Origin of the sequence: Devosia sp. 1635, assembly GCF_013185955.1 — a bacterium.
In the GTDB taxonomy this organism is placed as follows: domain Bacteria; phylum Pseudomonadota; class Alphaproteobacteria; order Rhizobiales; family Devosiaceae; genus Devosia.
Genome location: NZ_JABAOM010000003.1, coordinates 160,804 through 183,506 on the forward strand (window position 1 = coordinate 160,804; position 22,703 = coordinate 183,506).

Sequence of the window (22,703 nt, forward strand, 5' to 3'; positions counted from 1 at the left end):
TGGCTGAATTGGGGCGGACCATATGCGCTCGGGCCCCAAAGGCAAAGGGGGCATTGCACCGCAAGCCGAACCTGCTTGGCTACGGCGCGCGGGCCGTCGCGGGGTTGAGCACCGGCACCTTGACGAAGCGTTCCTCGCGCTTGCGCCGCGGCACGGCGGGAAAGGCTTCCTTTCTCGCGCGCACGCAGATCACCCCCGACATTGCGGGTCCCAACAGCCGTCCCGCCCCCTCGAAGAACCGGGTGGATTTGAGCACCAGCGAGGATTGAATGGGCGGCAAGAACAGCCCGTCGCGCCACGCTTCAGGCACGAAGCTGTGGTCCCGCAGCAGTTTTTCCAGCTGACTGCCTGAATAGGGATTGCCCGTACCGAACGGGGTGGTGTCACGCTGCGCCCAGATCCCCCGCCGCCGCGGCACAACGAGGATCAATTCCCCATTGGGCGCGGTGATGCGCCAGAGCTCACGCATCAGCTCTTCGGCATCGGCAATATGCTCGAGCGCATGCACGGCAATGGTCAGATCGATCGCCGCATCGGTCAGCGGCATTTCCAGCGGATCGCACAGCACCGTGCAGCTCGGCCCCTCCCGTGGCCAGGCAGAAGCGCCCTGCCGCGCCGGCATGAAGGCCAGCACCCGCTCGGCCCGCTCCAGCGCAAAGCGCAGATAAGGGGTGGCAAAGCCCAGCCCCAGCACCCGCTTGCGCTCCACCTGCCCCGCCAGCGCAACGACATGTTCGCGCACCAGCGTCCGCGAAATGCGGCCAAGCGGGGATTTATAATATTCGATCAGGCGCACAACATCGCTGGTCATGGGCCCAACTGTGCCAAACCCCGGTGGACTTGTCTAATCGGAGGTTGCCTTCCCCAGCGCGGCTTCCTAGCTAAGGGCACCAGCAACAAGGAGCGGCACCATGGGTTTGATTGTCGAGGTATTTCCGGCACGCGACGACAATTACGGCTATCTGGCCCACGACACCGCCACCGGCCGCACTGCCGCCATCGATGCGCCCGAGGCCGGCCCGATCAAGATGGCGCTGGCCCGCCGCGGCTGGACCTTGTCCGATATCTTCATCACCCACCACCATATCGACCATGTGGAAGCCATTCCGGAACTCAAATCCGAGTTCAACGCCCGCGTCGTTGGTCCGCGCGCCGAAGCGGGCAAGATCGAAGGGCTCGACGAGCTGGTCGAAGCCAGCGACACGGTAACGCTTGGCGAAACCCGGTTCGACGTTTACGCCGCGCCCGGCCATACGCTCGGGCATATCGTCTTTCACGATGCCAAGAACGGTCACCTGTTCAGCGGCGATGCGCTGTTTTCGCTAGGCGTCGGGCGCATGTTCGAAGGCACGCCCGGGCCGATGTGGGAAGGCGTCAAGGCGCTGCGCGACCTGCCCGCCGACACCCTCGTTTATTGCGGCCATGAATATACCGCGAGCAATGCCCGCTTCGCCCTCTCGATCGATCCGGACAACGAAGCGCTCAAGGCACGGGCCGCCGAAGTGACGCGCCTGCGCGAAGCGGGCCTGCCCACCATCCCCTCGCGCCTAGGCGACGAGCGGCTGGCCAATCCGTTCCTGCGCGCCGACGAGCCGGTGCTCGCGCGCTTTTATGGGCTCGAAGGCGCCAGCCCCGGCGAAGTCTTTGCGGCCATCCGCAAGGGCAAGGACAACTTCTAAACGGCTCTAGACTTAACCAAGCCGAGGAAAACCTCCGCTCGCGTGTTAAGAATTTGTTTACCTCTGCGCCGGGCTCTGCGACTTTATTGCCGCAGGGTCGTTGTCCTTCTTGAGAAGAGGACGATCCCAAGCGGGAGGCGCGCAATGGCACTGGGCGAGGACAGCGAGAGCACTTTCGAGATTGCCCCGGGCATGCCGGTCCTGATCAGCCCGCCCGCGCCCCGGCCCTCGCTCGAGCGCACCGCCACCACTGCCGCCTTTGTCAGCCAGCTCCTCGCCGAACGGCACCATCTGCCGCCCCAGCGCTCGCGCCGGCGCGGCTCGGTGGAAGGCGCGCTCCACGCCTATGCCGACAGCGCCCGCATGGCCGTGCGCCGCTTGCCCCAGGGCTACCGCAAGACCCTCGTGGTTTGAAAAAAGCTGCGGGGCCCCGCAGGGCCCCCAACCATGTTCCTTACTTCTTGAGCTGGATCGGCCCGACCATGCTTTCGGGCTTCACTTCCGCGTCGAACTCTTCGGGGGTCAACAGCCCCAGCGACACCGCCGACTCCTTGAGGGTCGTGCCGGACTTGTGCGCGTTCTTGGCGATCTTGGCGGCATTGTCATAGCCGATCTTGCGGTTGAGCGCGGTCACCAGCATCAGCGAATTGTTGAGATGCTCGTTGATGCGCTTGCGATCAGGCTCGATGCCGATGGCGCAATTGTCGTTGAACGAGCGCGCCGCATCGGCCAGCAGCCGCACCGATTGCAGGAAATTGTAGGCGATCACGGGCTTGAACACATTGAGCTCGAAATTGCCCTGCGAGGCGGCAAAGCCGATCGCCGCGTCATTGCCCATCACCTGCACCGCCACCATGGTCATGGCTTCCGACTGCGTCGGATTGACCTTGCCCGGCATGATCGAGGAGCCCGGCTCGTTTTCCGGGATGGTCAGCTCCCCCAGCCCCGAACGGGGACCCGAGGCGAGCCAGCGCACATCGTTGGCAATCTTCATCAGCGCCGCCGCCAGCTGCTTGAGCGCGCCCGAGGTGCCCACAAAGGCGTCGTGCCCGGCCATGACGGCATATTTGTTGGGCGCGGTGACAAAGGGCTGCCCCGTCAGCGATGCGATTTCGCCCGCGACCGTTTCGGCATATTCGGGATGGGCATTGAGCCCGGTGCCCACGGCCGTGCCGCCCAGCGCCAGCTCATAAAGCTGGGGGAGCGTCGCGCGGATGGCCTTGAGCGCGAGGTCGATCTGGGCGACCCAGCCGCTCATTTCCTGGCCCAGCGTCAGCGGGGTGGCATCCTGCAGATGGGTGCGGCCGATCTTGACCACATCCATGAATTCTTCCGACTTGGACGCCAGCGTATTGCGCAGCACTTCCACCCGCGGGAACAGATAGTTCGCCAGCGCCTCGACCGCCGCGATATGCATGGCGGTCGGATAGGTGTCGTTGCTCGACTGGCTCATATTGACGTGGTCATTGGGGTGCACCGGCTTTTTGGAGCCCATGGTCCCACCCGCCAGCTCGATGCCGCGATTGGAGATCACCTCGTTGACATTCATGTTGCTCTGCGTGCCCGAGCCGGTCTGCCACACCACCAGCGGGAAGTGCTCGTCGAGCTTGCCCGCGATCACTTCGTCAGCGGCCGCGACGATCAGGTCGCGCGTTGCCTCGTCGAGGAGCCCGAGCTTGTGGTTGGCCAGCGCCGCTGCCTTTTTGAGGATACCGAAGGCGACCACGATCTCCTTGGGCATCTTTTCCCCGCCAATATCGAAATTGGCGAGGCTTCGGGCCGTCTGCGCGCCGTAATACTTGTCGCCGGGCACATTGATGGTGCCCATGGAATCCGATTCAACGCGCATGCTCATTGGGAAAACTCCGGTGGTCCTTGGTGCCGCCTTCGCGGCCACTGCAAACGAAAAACGGCCGATCCCCGGAGGAATCGGCCGCAAAAACTCTCAGACAAGCCAGCGCAAGGCGCCGCTCGCCGTTACTTCTTGACGTCGAGGATCTGCCGGCCGCGATACATGCCGGTCTTGAGATCAACGTGGTGCGGACGACGCAGCTCACCCGAGTCCTTGTCTTCGACATAGGCGGGTGCGGCCAGCGCATCGGCCGAACGGCGGAAGCCACGCTTCATCGGCGAGGTCTTTCGTTTTGGCACTGCCATGGCAAAAACTCCAATATTCGATATCGTTGCGCCGCCAGAAGCGGCCCAGAGACGTGTTGCTCTCTGCGGGATTGACGGGCTCTATAAAGCAAGTCCGCGGGCTTGCCTAGCCTTTTTCGCAAGCCCGCTGGCGCATTCCGCGCTCACAGCGCCAGCTGCCCGCCCTCCCCCACACAGGCCGCCCGCTCGCCAAATTGCTGTGCCCGCTGCTGCACGATCCCGGCGATGCGCACCATGCCCCGCGAGGGCTTGCCGGGCTGGCGCAGCATGGGGTTGGGCAGTGCCGCGGCGAGCAGTGTCGCCGTGCGCCAATCAAGGTTTTGCGGTGCCCGGCCAAAGGCGCGCTCCGCTCCCGCCGCCACCCCGAACTGCCCTTCGGGCCCCCATTCGGCAATATTGAGATAAATTTCCATGATCCGCTTTTTAGGCAGGACCAGGTCGAGATACAGCGCCAGCGGAATTTCCAGCACTTTGCGCACTGGGTCGGGGTCGTTCCATAAAAAGAGGTTCCGCGCCACCTGCATGGACAGGGTGGACGCGCCCCGCGCCGGCTTGCCGTCAAGGAAATTGTCGACTTCGGCCCGCAGCGCGCTCACATCCACGCCCCCGTGCCGGCAGAACAGCCCGTCTTCCGACAGGATCACCGCGGCCTTGAGCCGGTCGGAGATATCATCGATCGGCCGCCATTGCCGCACCACCGGTCGCCCGGTGAGATAACGCTCCAGCATCGGCACCGATACGGGATCGATGAACCGATAGACCGGCGTCAGCAGCAGCGGAATGGCCACGAGCACGGCGAGCGCTGCGCCTCCCAAGCGCAGCACTCGCCGCCAGCCTTTTGCTTTGCGCGCACTTGCCATAAACCCTGCCTTACCCAAGACAGGGCCGTGGGCAAAGCCTTTGCGGCCTGGGCGCGGCTATTTGGCCTTCTGCGCCTTGCCGGCGCGGTAGTAGTAATTGGCGTCCTTGCCGAGCACCACCGAGCGCACCAGCTTGCGAATAGCCTCGCTCTTGCGGAAGGGCGACACCACCGCATTGACCGTGCCGAACACCGCCAGCTTGGCGGCATCGAGCGCCGGCTGCTTGCCGGGCGCCTGTTGCGGCAGGCCGCGGCCACGCAGCATGGAATTGAATATGTAAAGATCGTTGCGGCGCTTCACCGCCGCGGTCTTCCAGGTGATTGCCACCGAAATGGAATAGCTGTCCTTGGTGCGCACCCAGTGCGGCCAGAGATAGGGCACGAACACCCCTTCGCCGGGCTTGAGCGCATTGAGCATTTCCTTGCTTACGAACCGCTCCTCGAATTTGAGATTGCGGTGCTTGGTAATGCAATGCTCGATCTGGTCCTCGCTCGCAATGGAGCGATCCTCGTTGTCGTAGACGGCAAATTCCTTGTCGCCATGGATCTGCACAAAGAAATTGTCTTCGCTGTCGAGATGGAAGGGCGTCGTTGAATTGGGCGAGGACACGAACAAGAAGCCCTGGATGTCGGAAAAGCCGGCATCGGCAAGGCTCTTGTGCCCCTGCGCTGATGCCACCGACATCAGCGCGTCCTCGAGCAGCGCCTTATAGGCGGGGTGATGCTCGATGCGCTTGAGCACCATCCAGGCACCGGCGGTTTCGATCTGGCTGATCACCTCTTCGGGGTCGAGTTCCACCAGCGGGGTGGTGGACGGATCCTGGCTCACCGCCGCCTTGCCCGAATTATATTCGATCCGGTCGCGCGGCAGCGCTTTGACGAGTTCGAGGATCGCCGGCAGCGTCAGCCGCGGATCGCCCACAAGGCCATGGGTGATGCGAAAGGGCTTCAGCGGAAACAGCGATTGGAAGGCAGAGTTAGGCGCAGTCAAAAGGCTGGTCATAAGCGTTTCTCCTTGCGGTTTCGAAGAGACAACAGAAGCGATTTGGCCCGCTCGCGGGCGCGGCGGCGCCCGATCACGAGCCGGGAAATACCGGCAGCGAGGGGATCATTGGGGCGGGTTGCAATCAGCAGGTCGCCCACGGCCAGCCGCTCGCGCCAGATATGGTCGATCATCGGGTGCCCGGCGGCGGCGGTGGAGTCGACAAAACTGATCTCGGGGTTCTCGGCAAAGCGCCGCGTCATCTCGAGCGTCAGCTGCACGCCCGGAGACACCCGCCCCATGCTTTCGTCATAAGCAATCTTGAAAAACAGCGCCTGGCCTGCACCCTTGAGCACCAGCCCTGCCGCGATCGTGCGTCCATCCAGCTGCAGTTCCGCCACTTCAAAGCCACCGCGCGCACCCATATCCAGCGCCGCCAGTTCGACAAAGCGCGCATCGCCCTGCGCTTGCGCGAGGCCGGTGCCCTGCTTGCCCTTCCAGCCGCTGGCTTCAAGCGCAAGAAAGCGCTGCACCGCCGGGGCAATGGTGTCGGGCCGGTCGGCAACGGTGAACGCTACCGCGCCTTCATCGTCCAGCCGGTGGCGCAACCGGCGCATTTCCTTGAGCCGCTTGGCCCCCATGCCGCCGCGCAGATAGCTCTCGACGTCGCCCGTCGATGCATAGGCGGCGCGCTCATGGGCATTGTCGACCTCAGCCGGCGCAATGCCCCGCCGCGCCAAGGCCTCGGCGATCGCGTCCGCCGTCGCTCCTTGCAGCCGGGCAAAAGGCAACACCAGCAGATGGGCGCCCGCCCCTGCCGCACCATCGATCAGCGCCCCGGCGGCTTCCACCGCCCGCTCAGGATCAAGCAGCGGGCTCGACAAAACTGTATAGGGTTGCCGGGCCACCAGCGCCGGCACCGGTAGGCGCAGCGCCGCCCAGGCGCTCACCACCGGCAGGAAAGCCAGCATACGCCCCTGGCTGGCGCCATCAAACGCGACCAGCGCATCATTGCCCCGCCCGTTCCAGGCATGGCGCGATGCCGCCTGGGCAAAACCATGATCGAAAAATCCATTGGGCTCAAGGCTGCGGCCGCCAAGCGCCTCCCAGGGCGCGCGCGGCACCTGCGCCACCGGCAGGCGAAGCACATGCTGGGCATGGCTGTGCCGCCGGGCACCGGCGCGCGTGAGCAGTTGGGGCGCCATTGCTCGCCCGCTCACTCCAGCTCTCCCTGGCAGTTAACCATCGCGCCTGCTCACCATCCGCCAAACGGCTTAGTTCCGACGCCCGCCTTTTATCGCAAAAGGGTGAGCGTGACGCGCTTTGGCTGCTTGCTTGGTTAAGCCGATCTTGCGGTAAACCCTTTTAAATTCAATCTTAATTGTAATAATCGGCCCTCAGGCCACCTCCATTGCCCGCCCTGGTCCAGACATGGCGCCGCACTGGCAATTTGCCGCCCGATCCGCCATATAGGGCCCTGCAACAACACTGGGCAGCGAGGCCGAACGTGGACGGCGTGCCGTTTTGGAAAATGAATGGGCTGGGCAACCAGATCATCGTGGCCGATTTGCGCGGCCGCGCCGGCCGCATCACGCCCGAAGCGGCCATTGCCATCAACGCCACGCCCGGCACTCGCTTTGATCAGATCATGGCCCTCCATGATCCCCGCATCCCCGGCACCGCGGCGCTGGTCGACATCATCAATTCCGATGGCTCGCGCGCCCAGGCCTGCGGCAACGGCATGCGCTGCGTCGTCCAGGCGCTCTCCGCCAAGACCGGCACCACGAGTTTCGTGTTCGAAACCGTCGCGGGCCTCCTCACCGGCGACGAACATCCCGATGGCTCGATCACCGTCGATATGGGCACACCCAAGCTCGCCTGGTACGAAATCCCCTTGGCCGAGGAATTTGCCGATACCCGCAAGATTGAGCTGCAGATCGGCCCGATCGATGCGCCCGTGCTCCATTCCCCTTCGGTCGCGTCCATGGGCAATCCCCATGCGACCTTCTGGGTGCATAGCGATGTCTGGGGCTTTGCGCTCGACCGCTTCGGGCCCATGCTCGAAAACCACCCTATTTTCCCTGAGCGCTGCAACATCTCCATTGCCCAGGTCCTCGCGCCCGATCGCATCGTGCTGCGCACCTGGGAGCGCGGCGCGGGCCTGACCGAAGCCTGCGGCACCGCCGCCTGCGCTGCCGTGGTCAATGGCGCCCGCACCCGCCGCACCGCCCGCAAGGCGACCGTCACCCTGCCCGGCGGCGATCTCGTCATCGAATGGCGTGGGGACGATCATGTGGTGCTGACCGGCCCTGCCGAAACCGAATGGGCCGGCACCCTCGATCCCGCTACCGGCGCCTGGACGCGCAGCGAGGCCGCCGCCTGATGGCAGTTCAAACCCTCACATTTGGCTGCCGCCTCAACGCCTTTGAAGCCGAGGTGATGAAGACCGAAGCGCAAAAGGCCGGGCTCGATAACGCCGTGATCGTCAACACCTGCGCCGTCACCGCCGAAGCCGTCCGCCAAGCCAAGCAGGCCGTGCGCAAGGCGCGGCGCGACAATCCCGATGCGCGCATCATCGTCACCGGCTGCGCCGCACAGACCGAAGCGCGCTCGTTCGGCGACATGCCCGAGGTCGATCTCGTAATCGGCAATGCCGACAAGCTCGAGGCCAAAAGCTACGCGCCCATGGTCTTTGGCACCCCGCTCAACGACAAGGTCCAGGTCAACGACATCATGAGCGTGCGGGAAACTGCGGGCCATCTGATCGAGGGCATGGATGGGCGCGCTCGCGCCTTCGTGCAGGTCCAGAACGGGTGCGACCACCGCTGCACCTTCTGCATCATCCCCTTTGGCCGCGGCCCTTCCCGTTCAGTTCCCATGGGCCTCGTCGTCGATCAGTGCAAAAAACTCGTCGCCAATGGCTACAAGGAAGTGGTGCTGACCGGGGTCGACATCACCTCCTATGGCGGCGACCTGCCCGGTACCCCGACCCTGGGCAAGCTCGCCCAGGCCATTTTGCGCCATGTGCCCGACCTGCCGCGCCTGCGTATTTCCTCCATCGATTCCATCGAGGCCGACGAAGCGCTTTATGACGTGGTCGCCGGCGATCGCCGCCTGATGCCCCATCTGCATCTGTCGCTGCAGTCGGGCGACGACATGATCCTCAAGCGCATGAAGCGCCGCCACAGCCGCGCCGATGCGCTCGCCATCGTCGACAAGCTGCGCAGCCTGCGCCCCGACATGGTGTTTGGCGCCGATATCATCGCGGGCTTCCCCACCGAAGACGACGCCATGTTCGCCAATACGCTGGCCATCGTGGCCGAGGCGGGGCTGACTTATCTCCACGTCTTTCCCTATTCCCCGCGCCCCGGCACCCCCGCCGCGCGCATGCCCCAGGTGAGCAAAGCCGTGGCGCGCGAACGCGCGGCCCTCCTGCGCGCCGCCGGCGACCGGCAATGGGCCGCGCTCGCCGCAGCGCGGGTCGGCCAGATCGAGCACGTGCTGGTCGAGCGCGAGGGCCTCGGGCGCACCGAGCAGTTCATACCCGTCGCCGTCCCTGGCACGCAACCGGGCGACCTGCTCGCCGTTCGCATCACGGGCACCACGCCCGAAGGTCTGGTTGGCGAGGCGCTGCAGGCCGCTGCCTGAGCGCCCGACGCACTCGCCTGCCCCCGCATCCTGCGCCTGTCGCAGCCTGCTGCCGCACAAGAAAAAGCTTGAGGAGCAACAACAATGGCACAAGAAAAACCCGGCTTCTTCAAGCGCCTGTGGGGCGAAATCATCGGCGAGGAACCCAAGCCCACCCCCGCCGAGCCCATCCCCGCGCCCCCCGAAGCCCTGCCCGAGGACCCTGAACCCACGCCCGAGCCCGAGCTCGAGGCCCCTGCCCCCGAGCCGGTGCCGCCGACGCCTGAACCTGAACCCGAGCCCGACACCACTGCACCTGACGAGCTCCTCCCCGGCCCGCCCGAAACCACCCCCGCCTATGTGGAGGAGCTCGAGGAGGAAGCCGAAGCCGCCACCGCCGCCCATCTGGCCGAAGGCGTGCCCGAGGCCGTGCCCGTCGTGCCCGCGCCTGCCACCGCCGAGCCCGTGCGCACGGGCTGGTTTCAGCGCCTGTCGAGCGGGCTCAAGCGCTCCTCGGACCAGCTCACCTCCTCGATCACCGGCGTCTTTACCAAGCGCCGGCTCGATGCCGCCACGCTCGATGAACTCGAAGACGTGCTGATCCAGGCCGATCTGGGCATCGACACCGCCACCGCCATCACCGACACCCTGCGCCGCGACCGCTTCAACCGCGAGGTCAGCGGCGATGATGTGCGCGCCGTGCTCGCCGCCGAAGTGGAAAAGGTCCTCGCCCCGGTCGCCGTGCCCCTCCACATCGATCCCACTCACAAGCCCTTTGTCGTGCTGATGGTGGGCGTCAACGGCTCGGGCAAGACCACCACCATCGGCAAACTCGCGCAAAAATGGACGGGCGAAGGCCGCTCCGTGCTCCTGGCCGCCGGCGACACTTTCCGCGCTGCCGCCATCGAGCAGCTCCAGGTCTGGGGCCAGCGCACCGGCTCCCCCGTCGTGTCGCGCCCCGCGGGCTCGGATGCCTCGGGCCTCGCCTTTGATGCGGTCACGCAAGCCAAGGCCGAAGGGCGCGACATCCTCATCATCGATACCGCCGGGCGCCTGCAGAACCGCGACGAGCTGATGAACGAGCTCGAAAAGATCATCCGCGTGATCAAGAAGGTCGACCCCTCCGCCCCGCACGCCACGCTCCTGACGCTCGATGCCACCACCGGCCAGAACGCCCTCAAACAGGCCGAGATCTTTGGCACCCGCGCCGGCATCACCGGAATCGTCATGACCAAGCTCGATGGCACCGCCCGCGGCGGCATTCTCGTCGCCATTGCCAGGCGCTTCGGCCTGCCCGTCCACTTCATCGGCGTGGGTGAAGGGGTCGATGATCTCGAGCCCTTTGCCGCCACCGATTTCGCGCGCGCCATAGCGGGCCGGGAATAATCCGGCCCTCAGCCTAATTATCACCATGCTTAGGTCCTAGTGATCCCTTGCCGTTTCGGGCAACTCACCCCAGACTGCTGCGCAAGTAACAAGAGTTATGCAACAATGCCCAACCAAGCCGAACCCGAGATCGCCTGGGACGAACTTCGGCCTCAGATGATCAAGCTCGGTCTCGAACTGGGGCCGCTGGTCGTTTTCTTTATCGTCAACAGCCGCGCCGATATCTTCGCCGCCACCGCCTGGTTCATGGGAGCCATGGTCGTTTCGCTCCTTGCCTCCTGGCTGATCCTGCGCAAGATCGCGGTCATGCCACTGGTCACGGGCGTGGTCGTCTTGGTGTTTGGCGGCCTGACGCTCTGGCTGCAGGACGAAACCTTCATCAAGATGAAGCCCACCATCACCAATGGCCTGTTCGCCGCGGTGCTGCTGGGCGGCCTCCTCTTTGGCCAATCGCTGCTGAAATACGTCTTTGGCGACGTCTACAAGCTGCGCCCCGAAGGCTGGAGCAAGCTGACCCTCAACTGGGGCCTGTTCTTCCTCGTCCTTGCCGTCATCAACGAAGTGCTCTGGCGCAATTTCTCCACCGACTTCTGGGTCACCTTTAAGGTCTGGGGCGTGATGCCACTGACTGTGCTGTTCTCCCTCAGCCAGCTCAGCCTCCTCAACAAATACGCCCCCTCGAGCGAGCCCACCCATGTCCCCCCGGTGGTCGTCGAAACCTAGTTTTGGTCACTTGGCCTCTGTGACACGGCCTGGGGCCAAGCGCACCGGGCGCAAGGTCCCGGCCCTCCCTCCCCCTTGAGGGGCTTCGAGCCGTCCGCGAAGGCGGCGGAGCGCTCCAGTGGAGCGCTCCGAGGTGAGAAGGCAATGAGAGCTATGCTCGAATGGCCAAGGGGTGGGGGTCCATCAGCCCACCCACAAGCCTATCCAAACACCCGATTGTCACCCCGGCCCCAAGCCGGGGCCCATGCCGAGATTTTTCCGCGCGCCGCCAGCAGTGCGAACCTGCCGCCTCAGCGCTCCCAAAAGCTTAGCAATAATCCCGCGGCTCCCGCCTACCCCCCTTGAGGGGCGGGTGTGAAGGCCCACCCGCGCGCGTGATGGCTGAAAAACTACAACCCACCCATCCGGCAGATCAGCTCCCATTCCTCGGGCCGCACCTTTGACACCGACAGCCGCGACAGCTTCAACAACTCGATCTCGGCCAGCTCGGGCGTCTGCTTGATCGTCGCCAGCGTCACCGGCCGCGGCAGCGGCTTGACCGCTTCCACATCCACGCATTCCCACACCACCTCGCCCTTGGCATTGAGCTCGGCCGTATCGTCGGGATGGGCCAGCGCGATCACCCGGATGATCCCCACGATCTCCTTGCCGATATTGGAGTGGTAGAAAAACGCCTCGTCCCCGATCTGCATGGCCCGCATATTGTTGCGCGCCGCATAATTGCGCACGCCATGCCAGGCTTCGGGCTCGCCGCGCGCCGTCTTGGCCATCATGTCCTCAAACGAGAACACATCTGGCTCCGACTTCATCAGCCAATAGGCCACCGGGTCAGGCCTTGGGCGACATGTGGTCGAACGCCACGCGCCAGGGCTTGATCTCGTAGCTGCCGAAAATCCCCGCCTTGATGAAGGGATCGGCCATGAACATCGCCGTGGCGGCCTCGAGGCTCTCGGCTTCCACCACCATCAGCGAGCCCTCGGGCTGGCCGGCTTCATCGAGCAGGGCACCGGCGAGCCGCAGGGTCTGCCCAAGGCTCTCCAGATGCTCCAGATGCACCGGGCGCGTCGCGAGCCGCTGCTCCATCGTACCCGGCTTGTCCTTGGCGATCATGGCGTAAAGCATAGTTCAGTCCTCTCGTTTGAGCGGCCGGGACATCAGGCCCGCCACCACATCTTCAATTCCGGCGTGTTGATTGAGCACCTGGTCCACCGCATCCACCAGCGGCGCATCGACACCCAGCCGCCGCGCCAGCGCTGCCGCGACGGGCGTCGTTGCCACCCCTTCGGCCAGCTTGGCGCCCGCCCCCTTGATTTCGGCGACCGTGCGTCCCTGCCCCAGGGCAATGCCGAAGAGGTAATTGCGCGATTGCGGCGAGGTGCAGGTCAGACAGAGATCGCCCAATCCAGCCAAGCCGGTCAGCGTGCGGGTCGAGCCGCCCATGCCCACGACCAGCCGCGACATTTCGGCATAAGCGCGCGCGATCAGCGCCGAACGCGCCGACAACCCCAGCCCCGCGCCCTCGACAGCGCCACAAGCCAGCGCATAAATATTCTTGAGCGCGCCCGCCACCTCGACCCCGATCCGGTCATCGGCCGCATAGGGGCGAAAATGCGGGCCGGCCAGCGCTGCGGACAGCGCCGAGCTGTCCCCCGCATCATCCCCCGCCAGCGTCACCGCGGTCGGGCGCCCCGCCGCCACATCGGCAGCAAAGCTGGGGCCCGACAGCACGAACGGCACCGCCTCGGGCGCCACCTCCAGCAAAACCTCGCTTTGCCGCTGCAGGCTCCCCGCTTCCAGCCCTTTTGCACTCAGCACCACCGGCTTGCCCGCGAGCAGCGCGGGATCCAGCCCGCGCAAGGCGGCGCGGGTCGCCTGCGCCGGCACAGCCATGATCACAAAGTCTGCCGGCTGGGCGGTCATCACTGCCCGCAATCCGGGCAGCAGCGCCTGCTCGCCCAGGTAACGCCCATTGGTGTGGGCGCTGTTGATTTCCTCGGCCTGCGCCGCGTCCCGCACGAGGAGCGTCACGCCACGACCCGCCATGGCGGCGGCCTGCGCCAGGGCCGTGCCCCAGGCGCCGCCCCCGACCACCAGGGCTGTTTCAAGCCGCATCGGGCGTCACCTTCATGTCGGGCAGATCCAGCGGCCAGCGCGGACGCGCTACCGCATCAAGCCCGTCGCGCACGCCCAGCGCAAACCGCTCCGCCCCGGCCCAAGCCACCATCGCCCCGTTATCGGTGCACAGCGCAATCGGCGGCACCACCAGCTGCGCCCCCGCCTTGCGGCAAACCGCGTCCAGTGCCGCGGCGATGCTGCGATTGGCTGCCACGCCCCCCGCTACCACCAGCACCGGCGGGGCACTCGGCAACTCGGCCGCAAACCGCTCCAGCGCCTGTCCCGCCCGCACTGCGACCACCTCGGCCACCGCGGCCTGAAAGCTCGCGGCAATGTCGGCCACATCCTGGTCGCTCAGCGGCGCCAGCGCTTCGGCCTGCAGCCGCACCGCGGTCTTGAGCCCGGAAAAGGAAAAATCGAGCCGCGCTTCGCGCAGCAGTGGCCGGGGAAAGCGGAACCGCTTGGGATCGCCCGCGAGCGCCGTTTGCTCCACCGCCGGGCCGCCGGGATGACCAAGGCTGAGGAGCTTGGCCACCTTGTCGAAGGCCTCCCCCAGCGCATCGTCGATGGTCGTGCCCCAGCGCTCATAATCGCCGACGCCCCGCACCAGCACGAACTGGCTGTGCCCGCCGGACACCAGCAGCATCAGATAAGGAAACTGCACCCCATTGGTCAGCCGCGCCGTCAGCGCATGGGCTTCGAGGTGATTGACCGCCAAGAAAGGCTTGCCCAGCGCGGCGGCCAGCGCCTTGCCGGTGGTCAGCCCCACCAGCACGCCCCCGATCAGGCCCGGCCCGGCCGTTGCCGCAATGGCATCCACCTCATCGAGCGCTATTCCCGCCTCGCGGCAGGCCTGCGCAATGATGTGGTCGAGATAGGTCACATGCGCCCGCGCCGCCAGTTCGGGCACGACCCCGCCAAAGGCTGCATGTTCATCCAGTTGCGAGCGCACGACATTGGAACGAATGACGCCCTTGCCGGATTGCTCGCGCACAACCACGGCTGCGGCGGTTTCGTCGCAGCTGGTCTCTATGCCCAATATGGTCGCTTGCGCTTGCCCGGTCACGTTGAACTGGTCTACTCCCTCGGGAGCTTCTGCCTACTATAGGACGCCAAGAAATTGCAATCGTCCCAGTTCTTCCTCCGGATCGGTACCCGCGGCTCCCCGCTGGCGCTCACCCAGGCGCGTCTGGTGCGCAGCCGGCTGGGCGCGCTGCACCATATTCCCGAGGAGGAGATCGCCATCGAAGTCATCTCCACCGCCGGTGACCGCACCCAGGCCACCAATCGCAGCCTGCTCGATATCGGTGGCAAGGGGCTTTTTACCAAGGAGATCGACGACGCCATGCTCGATGGCCGCGTCGATATCGGCGTGCATTCCTCCAAGGATGTGGCGACGCGCCTGCCCCCGGGCATCCGCATCGCCGCCTTCCTCGAGCGCGAGGATGTGCGCGACGCCTTCATCTCGGTCCATTATGCCGGCATCGATGCCCTGCCCGAAGGCGCCAAATTCGGCACCTCCTCCATTCGCCGCGCCGCCCAGGTGCTGCGCCAGCGTCCCGATCTCGACATTGTCCCCTTCCGCGGCAATGTCGGCACCCGGCTCGAAAAGCTCACCAATGGCATCGCCGATGCCACCATGCTGGCCCTTGCCGGTCTCAACCGCCTGGGCGAAACCCATCGCGCCACCGCGCTGCTTGATCCCGATATCTACATGCCCGCCCCCGCCCAGGGCGCCATCGGCGTAGCCGTGCGCAGCGACGATGCGCGCGCGGCCGAGCTCGTTGCCCCACTCGATCACCTCACCACCCACCGCGCCGTCGAGGCCGAACGCGCCATGCTCGCCGTGCTCGATGGCTCCTGCCGCACACCTGTTGGCGCGCGCACCGTCTGGGATGGGACCACCTTGACCCTCAAGGGCCAGATTCTCAGCCTTGATGGCACCATGGCCTTTGACAGCGCCGCCACCGGCACCGATACGGCCGAGCTTGGCCGCGCCGTGGGCGAAGACCTCGTCGCCCAGGCCGGCACTGAATGGCTCGCGCAATGGGCCCGCTCATGACCACCATGCTCGTCACCCGCCCCGAGCCCGATGCGCAATCCACCCTGCTGCGGCTCGAAGCGCTAGGAATAATCGGGCTCGTTGCCCCGCTGATGACCCGGCTGACCCTTGATTCCAGCCTGCCGCCGCAGGATGGCTTTGCCGCCATGGCCGTCACCTCGGCCAATGCCCTGCGTGCCCTCGACGATCGGGGTGCCCTCGAGCACTATATTCACCTGCCCGTCTTTGCCGTGGGCGACCGCACCGCCTGGGAAGCCCGCCAGATGGGCTGCACCGACGTGGTCAGTGCCGATGGCACCGCAACCGAGCTGGTTAATGCCCTGGTGCGCGCGCGCCTTGATGGTCCGGTGTTTTATCCCGCCGGCAAGCATATGAGCCACGACCTCGGCAAGTCCTTGGCCCCGTTCGGGCTCATGGTGGTGACCACCCGCGTTTATGACATGGTCGCGGTGGATGCCCTGCCCGAGCCGGTGATCAGGCAGCTTGCCGATGGCAGCATCGATGCGGCGCTGCTTTATTCCCGGCGCACCGCCGAAATCTTCGTTGAGCTGCTCGAAGGCAAGCTCGACCACAAGGAGCGCAGCGCCTCCACCATGCTGTGTCTTTCGGAAGCCGTGGCCGAGCCCTTGATCTCGGCCCATTTCAACCGCATCGGGCTGGCTGATCATCCGAGTGAAGAAGCCATGATGGCCCTGGCCCTGGCTTTCACCCGCGAGCAAACTGCGCCATGATCGGACAACCACAGGGAGCCTGCTGATGGCCGACGATACCGACCCCAAGAACGGCACTGCCAATCCGGCCGATCCCGCAGCCAAGGATGCCGGCTCCCCCAACGCTGCGCCCCAGGACAGCAAGCCGGCCGAAACCCGCACCGGGCCTGTGAAGCCGCCCGTGCTCGACCTCAAGGCGCGCCCCGGTGACAGCGACAGCGGCAAGGCTGAGCGGCCCCAACCCGGCCCGACGCCCAAATCCTCGTCCAAGTCCTCGCCCTTGGGCTCGTCCCGCGACGCGGCTCCTGCCCCCACAACGGCCGGGTCGGGTTCCCGCACCGGCGCCACGGCCGGCGCTGTTGTTGGCGGGGGCCTGCTCGGCCTTGCCGCCGCTTATGGCCTCGCCTTTGCCGGCCTCTGGCCCACCCCCGATCTGCCCACGCCCCCGCCGGCGCCCGAGGATCCGCGTCTCGCCCAGTTCGCCAGCGCCATTCCCGAGCTCGAAACCGTCACCCAAACCACCCAGGCCGAGCTGGCAGCGCTCCACAGCCGCATTGCCGAACTGGAAACGGCCGAGCCGGCCGCCCCCGAACCCGCTGCGGCACCGGTGGACCTGAGCGGCATCGAAACCCAGATCGCCGCCCTCCAGACCCGGATCGACGAACTCGACGCCCGCCCCGCCGCTCCCGCCGCTGCTCCCGGAGCGCCTGCTGCACCCCCTGGCGCTGCAGTTCCGGCCGATCCGGCCGCCCTCGAGGCGCTCCGCACTGACCTTGCTGGCCTCGCCGATCGGGTGGACCAGCTCAGCACCCTACCCCAGCAGGTCGAGCAACTTAGTGCCCTGCCCGCTCAGGTCGAACAGCTCAGCGCCCTTCCGGCGCAGGTTGCCCAGCTTGAAACGCTCCCGGCCCAGGTCGACCAACTCAACGCCCTGCCGCCGCGCGTTGACGAACTGGCCGCGCGCCTCGGCACCACCGAAGCCAATCTGCGCAATCTCGACACCGCCGTCGCGCAAACCACCGCGACCCTCGCCGGCCAGCCCGAGGATATCGGCGCCGTGCTGCAGCTGCCCCTGATCCTTTCGGGCCTCGAAGCCGCTTTCAGCACCGGTCGCCCCTATGAGGCCGAGCTGGGTGCCCTGCGCGCCGCGCTGCCGGCCGTCTCCATCCCGCTGCCCATTGCCAACGGCGCTGCCACCGGTATTGCCCGCCCCGATCAGGTGGCGCAGCGCTTCAACGAGGTTTTGCCCGCCATTCTCGCCGGCCGCCCCGCCGACCCACAGGCCGGCTGGGCCGAGGGCGCGCTGGATTGGCTGCGCTCCGCCGTCGCCATCCGTCCGGTGGGCGAGCGTGAAGGCGATGACCCCGAAGCCATCGTCACGCGCCTCGAAGCCGCGATCGCCCGTCGCGATTGGGCCGCCGCCGAGGCGCTCTTTGCCCAACTGCCCGAGCCGATGCGCGCCGCCGCGGGCGACGTGCCAACCCTGGTTGCAACCGAAGCGGAAGCGGCCCGCTTCCTTGATACCCTGCGGGCCCAGGCGCTGAGTGGCGAGGCCGCATCATGATCCGACTTGCCTCCTGGATTGTCGCGAGCCTCCTGATCACCGCCGGCATCGCCTGGCTGATCGCCTTGCCCGGCACGCTGACCCTTGAAGTCGCGGGCTATCGCATGCAGCCCCAGTTGGGCGCCGCCATCTTCATGCTGCTCTTGGTGGCCGCGCTCATCATCCTCGTCTGGTCGATCGTCAGCCGCGTCCTGGCCACCCCCGGCTCCCTCGCCCGCCGGGGTCGCGAACGCCGCAAGGAGCAGGGTGTCGACGCACTGTCGGACGCCTTTATCGCCCTGCAGTCCGGTGATCCCGCCCGCGCCCGCTCCCTGGCGCGCGAAGCCCAGGCGCGCCTGCCCGGCAATGCCGCCGCCCAGCTGCTCGAAGCGCGCGCCGATCTCGCGCTCGGGGACATGTCCGCCGCCCGCGAGCATTACCGTGCCCTCATCGCCAGCGAAAAAACCGCCGTGGCGGCCCTGACCGGCCTTTACGACCAGGCCCGCGCCCAGAACCGCTCGGACGCCGCCCTCACCTTTGCCCGCAAAACCCTTGCCCTCGCGCCCGCCAGCGGCTGGGCGGCCTCCGCCGTGTTCGATGATCTCACCCGCAACGGCCAATGGGCGGAAGCCGTGGCCATGGTCAATGCCGAGCCCGTCGCCAATAGGGAGGAACGCGCTGTCAAGCGCCGCCGCCAGGCCGTGATCGAAACCGCCCGCGCCCGCGAAGCGGAAAACTCCGATCCCCTGCTCGCGCTCGACCATGCGCTGACCGCCCTCAAGCTCCTGCCCGATTTCGTGCCCGCCGCCCTCATTGCCGCGCGCATCCACATCAACCGCGGCGAAACCCGCAAGGCCATGAGCCTCTTGCGCCGCATCTGGCGCGCCACCGGCCACCCCGATGCCGCCGCCCTTTACGCCCACGCCCAGCCCGGCGCTTCCGCGCTCGAGCGCCTCAAGCGCGTGCGCGAACTCATCGAAACCCCGCCCACCACCCGCGCCGCCGCCATGGTGCTCGCCCGCGCCGCCATCGATGCCTATGACTGGCCGCTGGCCCGCAATGCCCTTGCCCCCTTCAACGGCCCCGATGCCACCCAGGGCGTTTGCACCCTCATGGCCGAAATCGAGGAAGGCCAGAATGGCGATCAGGGCAAGGCGCGCGAATGGCTCGCTCGCGCCGTGCGCGCCCCGCGCGATCCGGTTTGGACCGCCGATGGCATCACCTCAGACGAATGGGAGCCCATTTCCCCCGTTTCGGGCCGCCTCGACGCCTTTGAATGGAAAGTGCCCGTCACCGCCGTGCACCGCCCGACCGTTGAAACCGCACCGAGCCAATTGCCCGCCGTCGCCGCCGATCCCCTGCCCCTGCCCCAACCCGCGAGCCAGTAAGCGACCGCCACCGTCCCGCCCAGATCGGGGCTGAGGATGGCCTCCCGGCGCCGCCCCGCTCCGACGTCAGTCGGGGCTTGATGGGCCCGCCCCATGGGAGCATCGGGCTTATGAGTGCATCGCGGCGTCAGTTCCTTGGGGGCGCCGGTGCCCTTGCCACGCTTCCCTGGCTATTCGGCCCCGCCCGCGCAGCCGCGCCGCCCGCTCCCGCGACCCTGTCTTTCCTCGCTCTGGGGGATTGGGGCCAGCCCCGCGCCCTCGCCGATGCCACCACCGTCGCCGCCCAACTGGCGCAGGAAGCCAGAACCCGCGCCGCCGCCTTCATCATTTCCACCGGCGACAATTTCTATGATCGCGGCGTCGCCGACACCGCCGATCCGCTCTGGCAGGCGGCCTTTGAAACCATCTATGCCGATCCGGCCCTCCAGGTGCCCTGGTATGTGGTGCTCGGCAATCACGATTACGGCGGCCAGCCCGATGCCGAGCTCGCCTATGCCCTGCGCAGCGACCGCTGGACCCTGCCCGCCCGCTATTATGTCGAGCAATACCGCCTCATCGACGGCACTGGCGCCGATTTCTTTTTCCTCGACACCACGGGCCTTGTGAACCTCAACTTCGCCAATCGCTGGTTTTTCACCGGCGCCGCCGCCCGCGCCCAGCTCGATTGGCTCGATACGATGCTGGGCGCCAGCACCGCCCGCTGGAAGATCGTGGTCGGGCACCATCCCGTATTTTCCCACGGCGCCCATGGCGATAGCCCTGCCCTCGTCGAAGGCGTCCTCCCCATCCTGCAACGCCACCGCGTCCAAATCTATCTCAACGGCCACGACCACAATCTGGAACACGCCGAACGCGACGGCATCCATTTCCTCACCAGCGGCGGCGGCGCCGAACAGCGCCCCGTCACCCCCGTCGAGCCCCCAGGCTTTGCCGCCGCATCCCTCGGCTTTCTATCCGCAACCCTCGCCCGCGACCGCCTCGAGATCACCTTCATCGACCAAACCGGCACCCCCCTCCACCAAGCCACCATCCCCGCCTGATTTTTTTGGTCACTGCAACGCAACCCTCGACCCTCGCTCTTCGCCTGGGGGCCTTGCTCGAGCGGCTGTCCGGGATGGTATCCGCCCTGCCTCCGCACCATCCAAAAACTCCCTTTTCCACCAGAGCCGCAGGCGAAACCCTCCCCCTTGTGGGGAGGGATCAAGGGAGGGGGTTCCCTCAACACCCCACGAGGGCCGCCGCCTCCGCCACAGGGCCTTACTGAAGCAAAACGCGACGAAAGCCCCGATCCCCACCCTCCCCCTCGCGGGGAGGGCCGGGGAGGGGGCCGTTTGGCCCCGAGCCATCCCCCAGTCCCACCGTCCCCTCCTGAGAGAAGCAGGAAGCAAGAAGTCCCCCCGTCCACCCCGCCCCGCTGCTGCAACGCCGCAACACGGCCGCGCACAGATCCTGCCCGCCCCCCACGCAGCAACCCTTGCAAACCCCCGCGCCCCCTGCTATCTCCGCCTGCGTTGCCGCTTTAGCTCAGTTGGTAGAGCACATCATTCGTAATGATGGGGTCGCGTGTTCGAGTCACGCAAGCGGCACCACTTCCCCACCTGATGATAGCCGGCCACGGCGCCCCTGCGACGCCCCCTCAGGTCACCACCACGACTTTCCCGCCCGCCCGGTTTTCCTCCATGCAGCGATGCGCTTCAGCGATCTGCTCAAGCGTAAACCGGGGTCCGAGCGGCAGCAGCAGTCTCCCGGCCGCCACGTCCTCCGCCATCTCATTGAGCGGCATCTCCAAAAATTCCTCCACCCGACCGGCATAGGTCGACAAACCAACCAGATGGGGAACGTCGATCATCGGCTCGAAATTGGGCAGCGTCCAGGCGTCGCCCACCAAGCCGGTTGAGCACACAATGCCCCCTTCGGCGGCGCAGGCCAGCGAATCGCGCAGCGTTGTCGTGCCCACCAATTCGAGCACCTTGTGCACCCCCTCGGGCCACTGGGCGCGAATGGCCGGGGCGATCTCGCCGTCATCGATCATCACCTGGTGGGTCCCGAAGCGCTCGAGCAGGTCGCGCCGGTCCTCGCGCCTTGTGGTGGCGATCACCTCCGCTCCGAACCGCGCGGCAAGGCTCGCGGCGGTGAGCCCCACCGACGTGGTGCCGCCGCGGATCAACAGCCGCTCGCCTTGCTGCAGGCGCAGCCCCTTGAACAACGCGCCCCAGGCCGTTTGCCCCATTTCGGGCAGCGCCCCCAGCACTTCCCAGGGCAAATAGGTCTCGACCCGCCGCACCTGGCGGGCCGGAACAACGCAATATTGCGCATAGCCGCCATCGAACTGCCGCCCCATGCCACCCATGACGGTAGCGACGCGCTCTCCAACGCGCAAATCGCCGCCGGGAGCCTCGGCCACTTCCCCCACCGCTTCGATCCCCAGAATGCGGGGGAAGGAAACGCCCGGCGAATGGCCCTGCCTTGTGTAAAGCTCGGACCGGTTGACGCCAAACGCGCGGACGCGGATCAAAACCTCGCCGTCCTTGGCTTGGGGGATCGGCCGCTCCTCGATCCTCAACACCTCGGCCCCGCCCGGCGCCCGCACCACCGCCGCCCGCATCACCCCTGCCGCCACTTTGCTGCTCCCCCAACGGTCCTCGCCGTCGCCGCAAGGGGAAGCCGCGCACCGCATCGGGTCAAGCACCCAGCCGCGAAAGCACCGTTCGCCGGCTGTTTACGGCCAGACGCCTACAAAAACCGATACACCGACGTCCCGATGATCACCGCTCCCACGCCCACCATCAACGGGCGCAGTGGCAGGCGTTTGACGAGGAGGGCGCCGATCGGCGCCGCCAGCACGCCGCCAATGATGAGGCCGATAGCGGCGTTGAACTGGGTCCAGCCCAGCGTCAAAACAAAGGTGAGCGAGATCGTCACCGTCACCAAAAATTCCGACAGGCTGGTGGAGCCGATGACCTTTTTGGGATCATGCCCCCGCCCCACCAGCGACGAGGTGACGATCGGCCCCCAGCCGCCCCCGCCCATGGCGTCGAGCAGCCCGCCCCCCAGCCCGATCCCGGGCACCAGCTTGTCGCTCACCTGGCGCGGCTGGAATTGACGGAACGCCTTGTAGAGAATGTAGAACCCAAAGCCGATCAGATAGATCGACACCAGCGGCTCCATGAAACTCGCATCGATGCTGGACAGCAGATAGGCGCCGATCGCACCGCCGATCATGCCCGCCGGCGCCAGCCAGGCCACCAGTTTCCAGTCCACATTGCGATGATAGGCATGCGAGGCGCCCGAAGCGGCGGTGGTGAAGATTTCGGTCACATGCGTCAGCGCGCTTGCCGCTGCCGGCGGCAGGCCGATAGACAGCAGGGCCGTGGTGCAGATCACGCCAAAGGCCATGCCCAGCGCCCCGTCAACAATCTGGGCGCAAAACCTATCACGATGAAGATCAGCAGTTCCTGGCTCATGGCTGTGC

General features: G+C 66.4%; 22 protein-coding genes, 1 tRNA gene and 1 pseudogene. 12 read left to right on the forward strand and 12 right to left on the reverse strand.

From position 1 onward, the window contains the following. Positions 1–79 precede the first annotated feature (79 nt). Positions 80–811: a methyltransferase domain-containing protein gene (locus HRU92_RS13035; protein WP_172125552.1), complete on the reverse strand. Its 732-nt coding sequence runs from the start codon at positions 809–811 to the stop codon at positions 80–82. 100 nt (positions 812–911) lie between these two features. Between HRU92_RS13035 and gloB the strand changes: the two genes are divergently transcribed. Beyond that, entirely contained in the window at positions 912–1,679 is a 768-nt protein-coding gene (gloB, locus tag HRU92_RS13040; RefSeq protein ID WP_172125550.1) for a hydroxyacylglutathione hydrolase, read from the forward strand. A gap of 144 nt (positions 1,680–1,823) precedes the next feature. Then, positions 1,824–2,093, forward strand: a complete 270-nt coding sequence (locus HRU92_RS13045) for a hypothetical protein (RefSeq protein WP_173088292.1) — start codon at positions 1,824–1,826, stop codon at positions 2,091–2,093. Positions 2,094–2,133: 40 nt separating this feature from the next. Here the strand turns inward: HRU92_RS13045 and fumC are convergent, their stop codons facing one another. The 5 genes from fumC to HRU92_RS20875 all read right to left on the reverse strand — a co-directional run bounded on the left by fumC (position 2,134) and on the right by HRU92_RS20875 (position 6,897). After that, positions 2,134–3,534 (reverse strand): class II fumarate hydratase, encoded by a 1,401-nt coding sequence (gene fumC / locus HRU92_RS13050; RefSeq protein WP_172125546.1) that lies wholly within the window; start codon positions 3,532–3,534, stop codon positions 2,134–2,136. A gap of 122 nt (positions 3,535–3,656) precedes the next feature. Further along, the gene (gene rpmF, locus HRU92_RS13055) at positions 3,657–3,836 is read right to left on the reverse strand and encodes a 50S ribosomal protein L32 (RefSeq protein WP_127754686.1); all 180 of its coding nucleotides are present in this window, start codon (positions 3,834–3,836) and stop codon (positions 3,657–3,659) included. 143 nt (positions 3,837–3,979) lie between these two features. Then, complete coding sequence (locus tag HRU92_RS13060) at positions 3,980–4,660, reverse strand: transglycosylase domain-containing protein (RefSeq protein WP_349236750.1); 681 nt, start codon at positions 4,658–4,660, stop codon at positions 3,980–3,982. A 93-nt stretch (positions 4,661–4,753) separates the two neighbouring features. Beyond that, entirely contained in the window at positions 4,754–5,698 is a 945-nt protein-coding gene (locus tag HRU92_RS13065) for a cupin-like domain-containing protein (RefSeq protein WP_172125542.1), read from the reverse strand. After that, complete coding sequence (locus HRU92_RS20875) at positions 5,695–6,897, reverse strand: GNAT family N-acetyltransferase (protein ID WP_172125540.1); 1,203 nt, start codon at positions 6,895–6,897, stop codon at positions 5,695–5,697. Before HRU92_RS20875 ends, HRU92_RS13065 begins: the two co-directional genes overlap by 4 nt. Positions 6,898–7,208: 311 nt before the next feature. Here HRU92_RS20875 and dapF point away from each other — a divergent pair, with 311 nt between their 5' ends. The 4 genes from dapF (at position 7,209) to HRU92_RS13090 (ending at position 11,413) form a co-directional block, all read left to right on the forward strand. After that, positions 7,209–8,060: a diaminopimelate epimerase gene (gene dapF / locus HRU92_RS13075; protein WP_172125723.1), complete on the forward strand. Its 852-nt coding sequence runs from the start codon at positions 7,209–7,211 to the stop codon at positions 8,058–8,060. Beyond that, on the forward strand, positions 8,060–9,325 hold the full coding sequence (mtaB, locus tag HRU92_RS13080) for a tRNA (N(6)-L-threonylcarbamoyladenosine(37)-C(2))-methylthiotransferase MtaB (protein ID WP_173088294.1): 1,266 nt from the start codon (positions 8,060–8,062) through the stop codon (positions 9,323–9,325). The genes dapF and mtaB overlap by 1 nt, the downstream gene beginning before the upstream one ends. A gap of 84 nt (positions 9,326–9,409) precedes the next feature. Next, positions 9,410–10,690: a signal recognition particle-docking protein FtsY gene (gene ftsY, locus HRU92_RS13085; RefSeq protein ID WP_172125536.1), complete on the forward strand. Its 1,281-nt coding sequence runs from the start codon at positions 9,410–9,412 to the stop codon at positions 10,688–10,690. 105 nt (positions 10,691–10,795) lie between these two features. Beyond that, on the forward strand, positions 10,796–11,413 hold the full coding sequence (locus HRU92_RS13090; RefSeq protein ID WP_172125534.1) for a septation protein A: 618 nt from the start codon (positions 10,796–10,798) through the stop codon (positions 11,411–11,413). Between the two features lie 389 nt (positions 11,414–11,802). Here HRU92_RS13090 and HRU92_RS13095 read toward each other — a convergent pair whose 3' ends face one another. Genes HRU92_RS13095 through tsaD form a run of 4 tightly spaced genes read right to left on the reverse strand, consistent with a single transcriptional unit; the run spans position 11,803 to position 14,570 of the window. Beyond that, positions 11,803–12,237: an EVE domain-containing protein gene (locus tag HRU92_RS13095; protein ID WP_172125532.1), complete on the reverse strand. Its 435-nt coding sequence runs from the start codon at positions 12,235–12,237 to the stop codon at positions 11,803–11,805. Positions 12,238–12,241: 4 nt separating this feature from the next. Then, positions 12,242–12,535, reverse strand: a complete 294-nt coding sequence (locus HRU92_RS13100; RefSeq protein ID WP_127754694.1) for a YciI family protein — start codon at positions 12,533–12,535, stop codon at positions 12,242–12,244. A gap of 3 nt (positions 12,536–12,538) precedes the next feature. Then, positions 12,539–13,525 (reverse strand): NAD(P)H-dependent glycerol-3-phosphate dehydrogenase, encoded by a 987-nt coding sequence (locus HRU92_RS13105; RefSeq protein ID WP_172125530.1) that lies wholly within the window; start codon positions 13,523–13,525, stop codon positions 12,539–12,541. After that, a complete protein-coding gene (tsaD, locus tag HRU92_RS13110) occupies positions 13,515–14,570 on the reverse strand; it encodes a tRNA (adenosine(37)-N6)-threonylcarbamoyltransferase complex transferase subunit TsaD (protein ID WP_172125721.1) in 1,056 nt (351 codons plus the stop codon). Before tsaD ends, HRU92_RS13105 begins: the two co-directional genes overlap by 11 nt. 78 nt (positions 14,571–14,648) lie before the next feature. Between tsaD and hemC the strand changes: the two genes are divergently transcribed. From hemC to HRU92_RS13140, 6 genes are all read left to right on the forward strand, one after another. Then, positions 14,649–15,590 (forward strand): hydroxymethylbilane synthase, encoded by a 942-nt coding sequence (gene hemC, locus HRU92_RS13115; RefSeq protein ID WP_172125528.1) that lies wholly within the window; start codon positions 14,649–14,651, stop codon positions 15,588–15,590. Next, a complete protein-coding gene (locus HRU92_RS13120; RefSeq protein ID WP_173088296.1) occupies positions 15,587–16,321 on the forward strand; it encodes a uroporphyrinogen-III synthase in 735 nt (244 codons plus the stop codon). The genes hemC and HRU92_RS13120 overlap by 4 nt, the downstream gene beginning before the upstream one ends. Positions 16,322–16,346: 25 nt before the next feature. After that, positions 16,347–17,864 carry a hypothetical protein gene (locus HRU92_RS13125; RefSeq protein WP_172125524.1) on the forward strand — a complete coding sequence of 506 codons (1,518 nt, stop codon included), beginning with the start codon at positions 16,347–16,349 and terminating at the stop codon, positions 17,862–17,864. After that, entirely contained in the window at positions 17,861–19,231 is a 1,371-nt protein-coding gene (locus tag HRU92_RS20765) for a heme biosynthesis HemY N-terminal domain-containing protein (protein ID WP_172125522.1), read from the forward strand. Before HRU92_RS13125 ends, HRU92_RS20765 begins: the two co-directional genes overlap by 4 nt. A 110-nt stretch (positions 19,232–19,341) precedes the next feature. After that, positions 19,342–20,271, forward strand: a complete 930-nt coding sequence (locus HRU92_RS13135) for a tartrate-resistant acid phosphatase type 5 family protein (protein WP_172125520.1) — start codon at positions 19,342–19,344, stop codon at positions 20,269–20,271. A gap of 473 nt (positions 20,272–20,744) precedes the next feature. Beyond that, a tRNA-Thr gene (locus tag HRU92_RS13140) sits at positions 20,745–20,820 on the forward strand. 47 nt (positions 20,821–20,867) lie between these two features. Here HRU92_RS13140 and HRU92_RS13145 read toward each other — a convergent pair. Together HRU92_RS13145 and HRU92_RS13150 are read right to left on the reverse strand one after the other, a co-directional pair. Continuing rightward, on the reverse strand, positions 20,868–21,851 hold the full coding sequence (locus HRU92_RS13145) for a zinc-binding alcohol dehydrogenase family protein (protein WP_349236649.1): 984 nt from the start codon (positions 21,849–21,851) through the stop codon (positions 20,868–20,870). A 113-nt stretch (positions 21,852–21,964) separates the two neighbouring features. Further along, positions 21,965–22,695: pseudogene (locus HRU92_RS13150) on the reverse strand (sulfite exporter TauE/SafE family protein). Positions 22,696–22,703 lie beyond the last annotated feature (8 nt).

Excerpts from the sequence above, each read along its gene's own strand:
- HRU92_RS13035 (WP_172125552.1), bottom strand. The coding sequence starts at position 811 with ATGACCAGCGATGTTGTGCGCCTGATCGAATATTATAAATCCCCGCTT.
- gloB (WP_172125550.1), top strand. The coding sequence starts at position 912 with ATGGGTTTGATTGTCGAGGTATTTCCGGCACGCGACGACAATTACGGC.
- HRU92_RS13045 (WP_173088292.1), top strand. The coding sequence starts at position 1,824 with ATGGCACTGGGCGAGGACAGCGAGAGCACTTTCGAGATTGCCCCGGGC.
- fumC (WP_172125546.1), bottom strand. The coding sequence starts at position 3,534 with ATGAGCATGCGCGTTGAATCGGATTCCATGGGCACCATCAATGTGCCC.
- rpmF (WP_127754686.1), bottom strand. The coding sequence starts at position 3,836 with ATGGCAGTGCCAAAACGAAAGACCTCGCCGATGAAGCGTGGCTTCCGC.
- HRU92_RS13065 (WP_172125542.1), bottom strand. The coding sequence starts at position 5,698 with ATGACCAGCCTTTTGACTGCGCCTAACTCTGCCTTCCAATCGCTGTTT.
- dapF (WP_172125723.1), top strand. The coding sequence starts at position 7,209 with ATGAATGGGCTGGGCAACCAGATCATCGTGGCCGATTTGCGCGGCCGC.
- mtaB (WP_173088294.1), top strand. The coding sequence starts at position 8,060 with ATGGCAGTTCAAACCCTCACATTTGGCTGCCGCCTCAACGCCTTTGAA.
- ftsY (WP_172125536.1), top strand. The coding sequence starts at position 9,410 with ATGGCACAAGAAAAACCCGGCTTCTTCAAGCGCCTGTGGGGCGAAATC.
- HRU92_RS13090 (WP_172125534.1), top strand. The coding sequence starts at position 10,796 with ATGCCCAACCAAGCCGAACCCGAGATCGCCTGGGACGAACTTCGGCCT.
- HRU92_RS13100 (WP_127754694.1), bottom strand. The coding sequence starts at position 12,535 with ATGCTTTACGCCATGATCGCCAAGGACAAGCCGGGTACGATGGAGCAG.
- HRU92_RS13105 (WP_172125530.1), bottom strand. The coding sequence starts at position 13,525 with ATGCGGCTTGAAACAGCCCTGGTGGTCGGGGGCGGCGCCTGGGGCACG.
- HRU92_RS13120 (WP_173088296.1), top strand. The coding sequence starts at position 15,587 with ATGACCACCATGCTCGTCACCCGCCCCGAGCCCGATGCGCAATCCACC.
- HRU92_RS13125 (WP_172125524.1), top strand. The coding sequence starts at position 16,347 with ATGGCCGACGATACCGACCCCAAGAACGGCACTGCCAATCCGGCCGAT.
- HRU92_RS20765 (WP_172125522.1), top strand. The coding sequence starts at position 17,861 with ATGATCCGACTTGCCTCCTGGATTGTCGCGAGCCTCCTGATCACCGCC.
- HRU92_RS13135 (WP_172125520.1), top strand. The coding sequence starts at position 19,342 with ATGAGTGCATCGCGGCGTCAGTTCCTTGGGGGCGCCGGTGCCCTTGCC.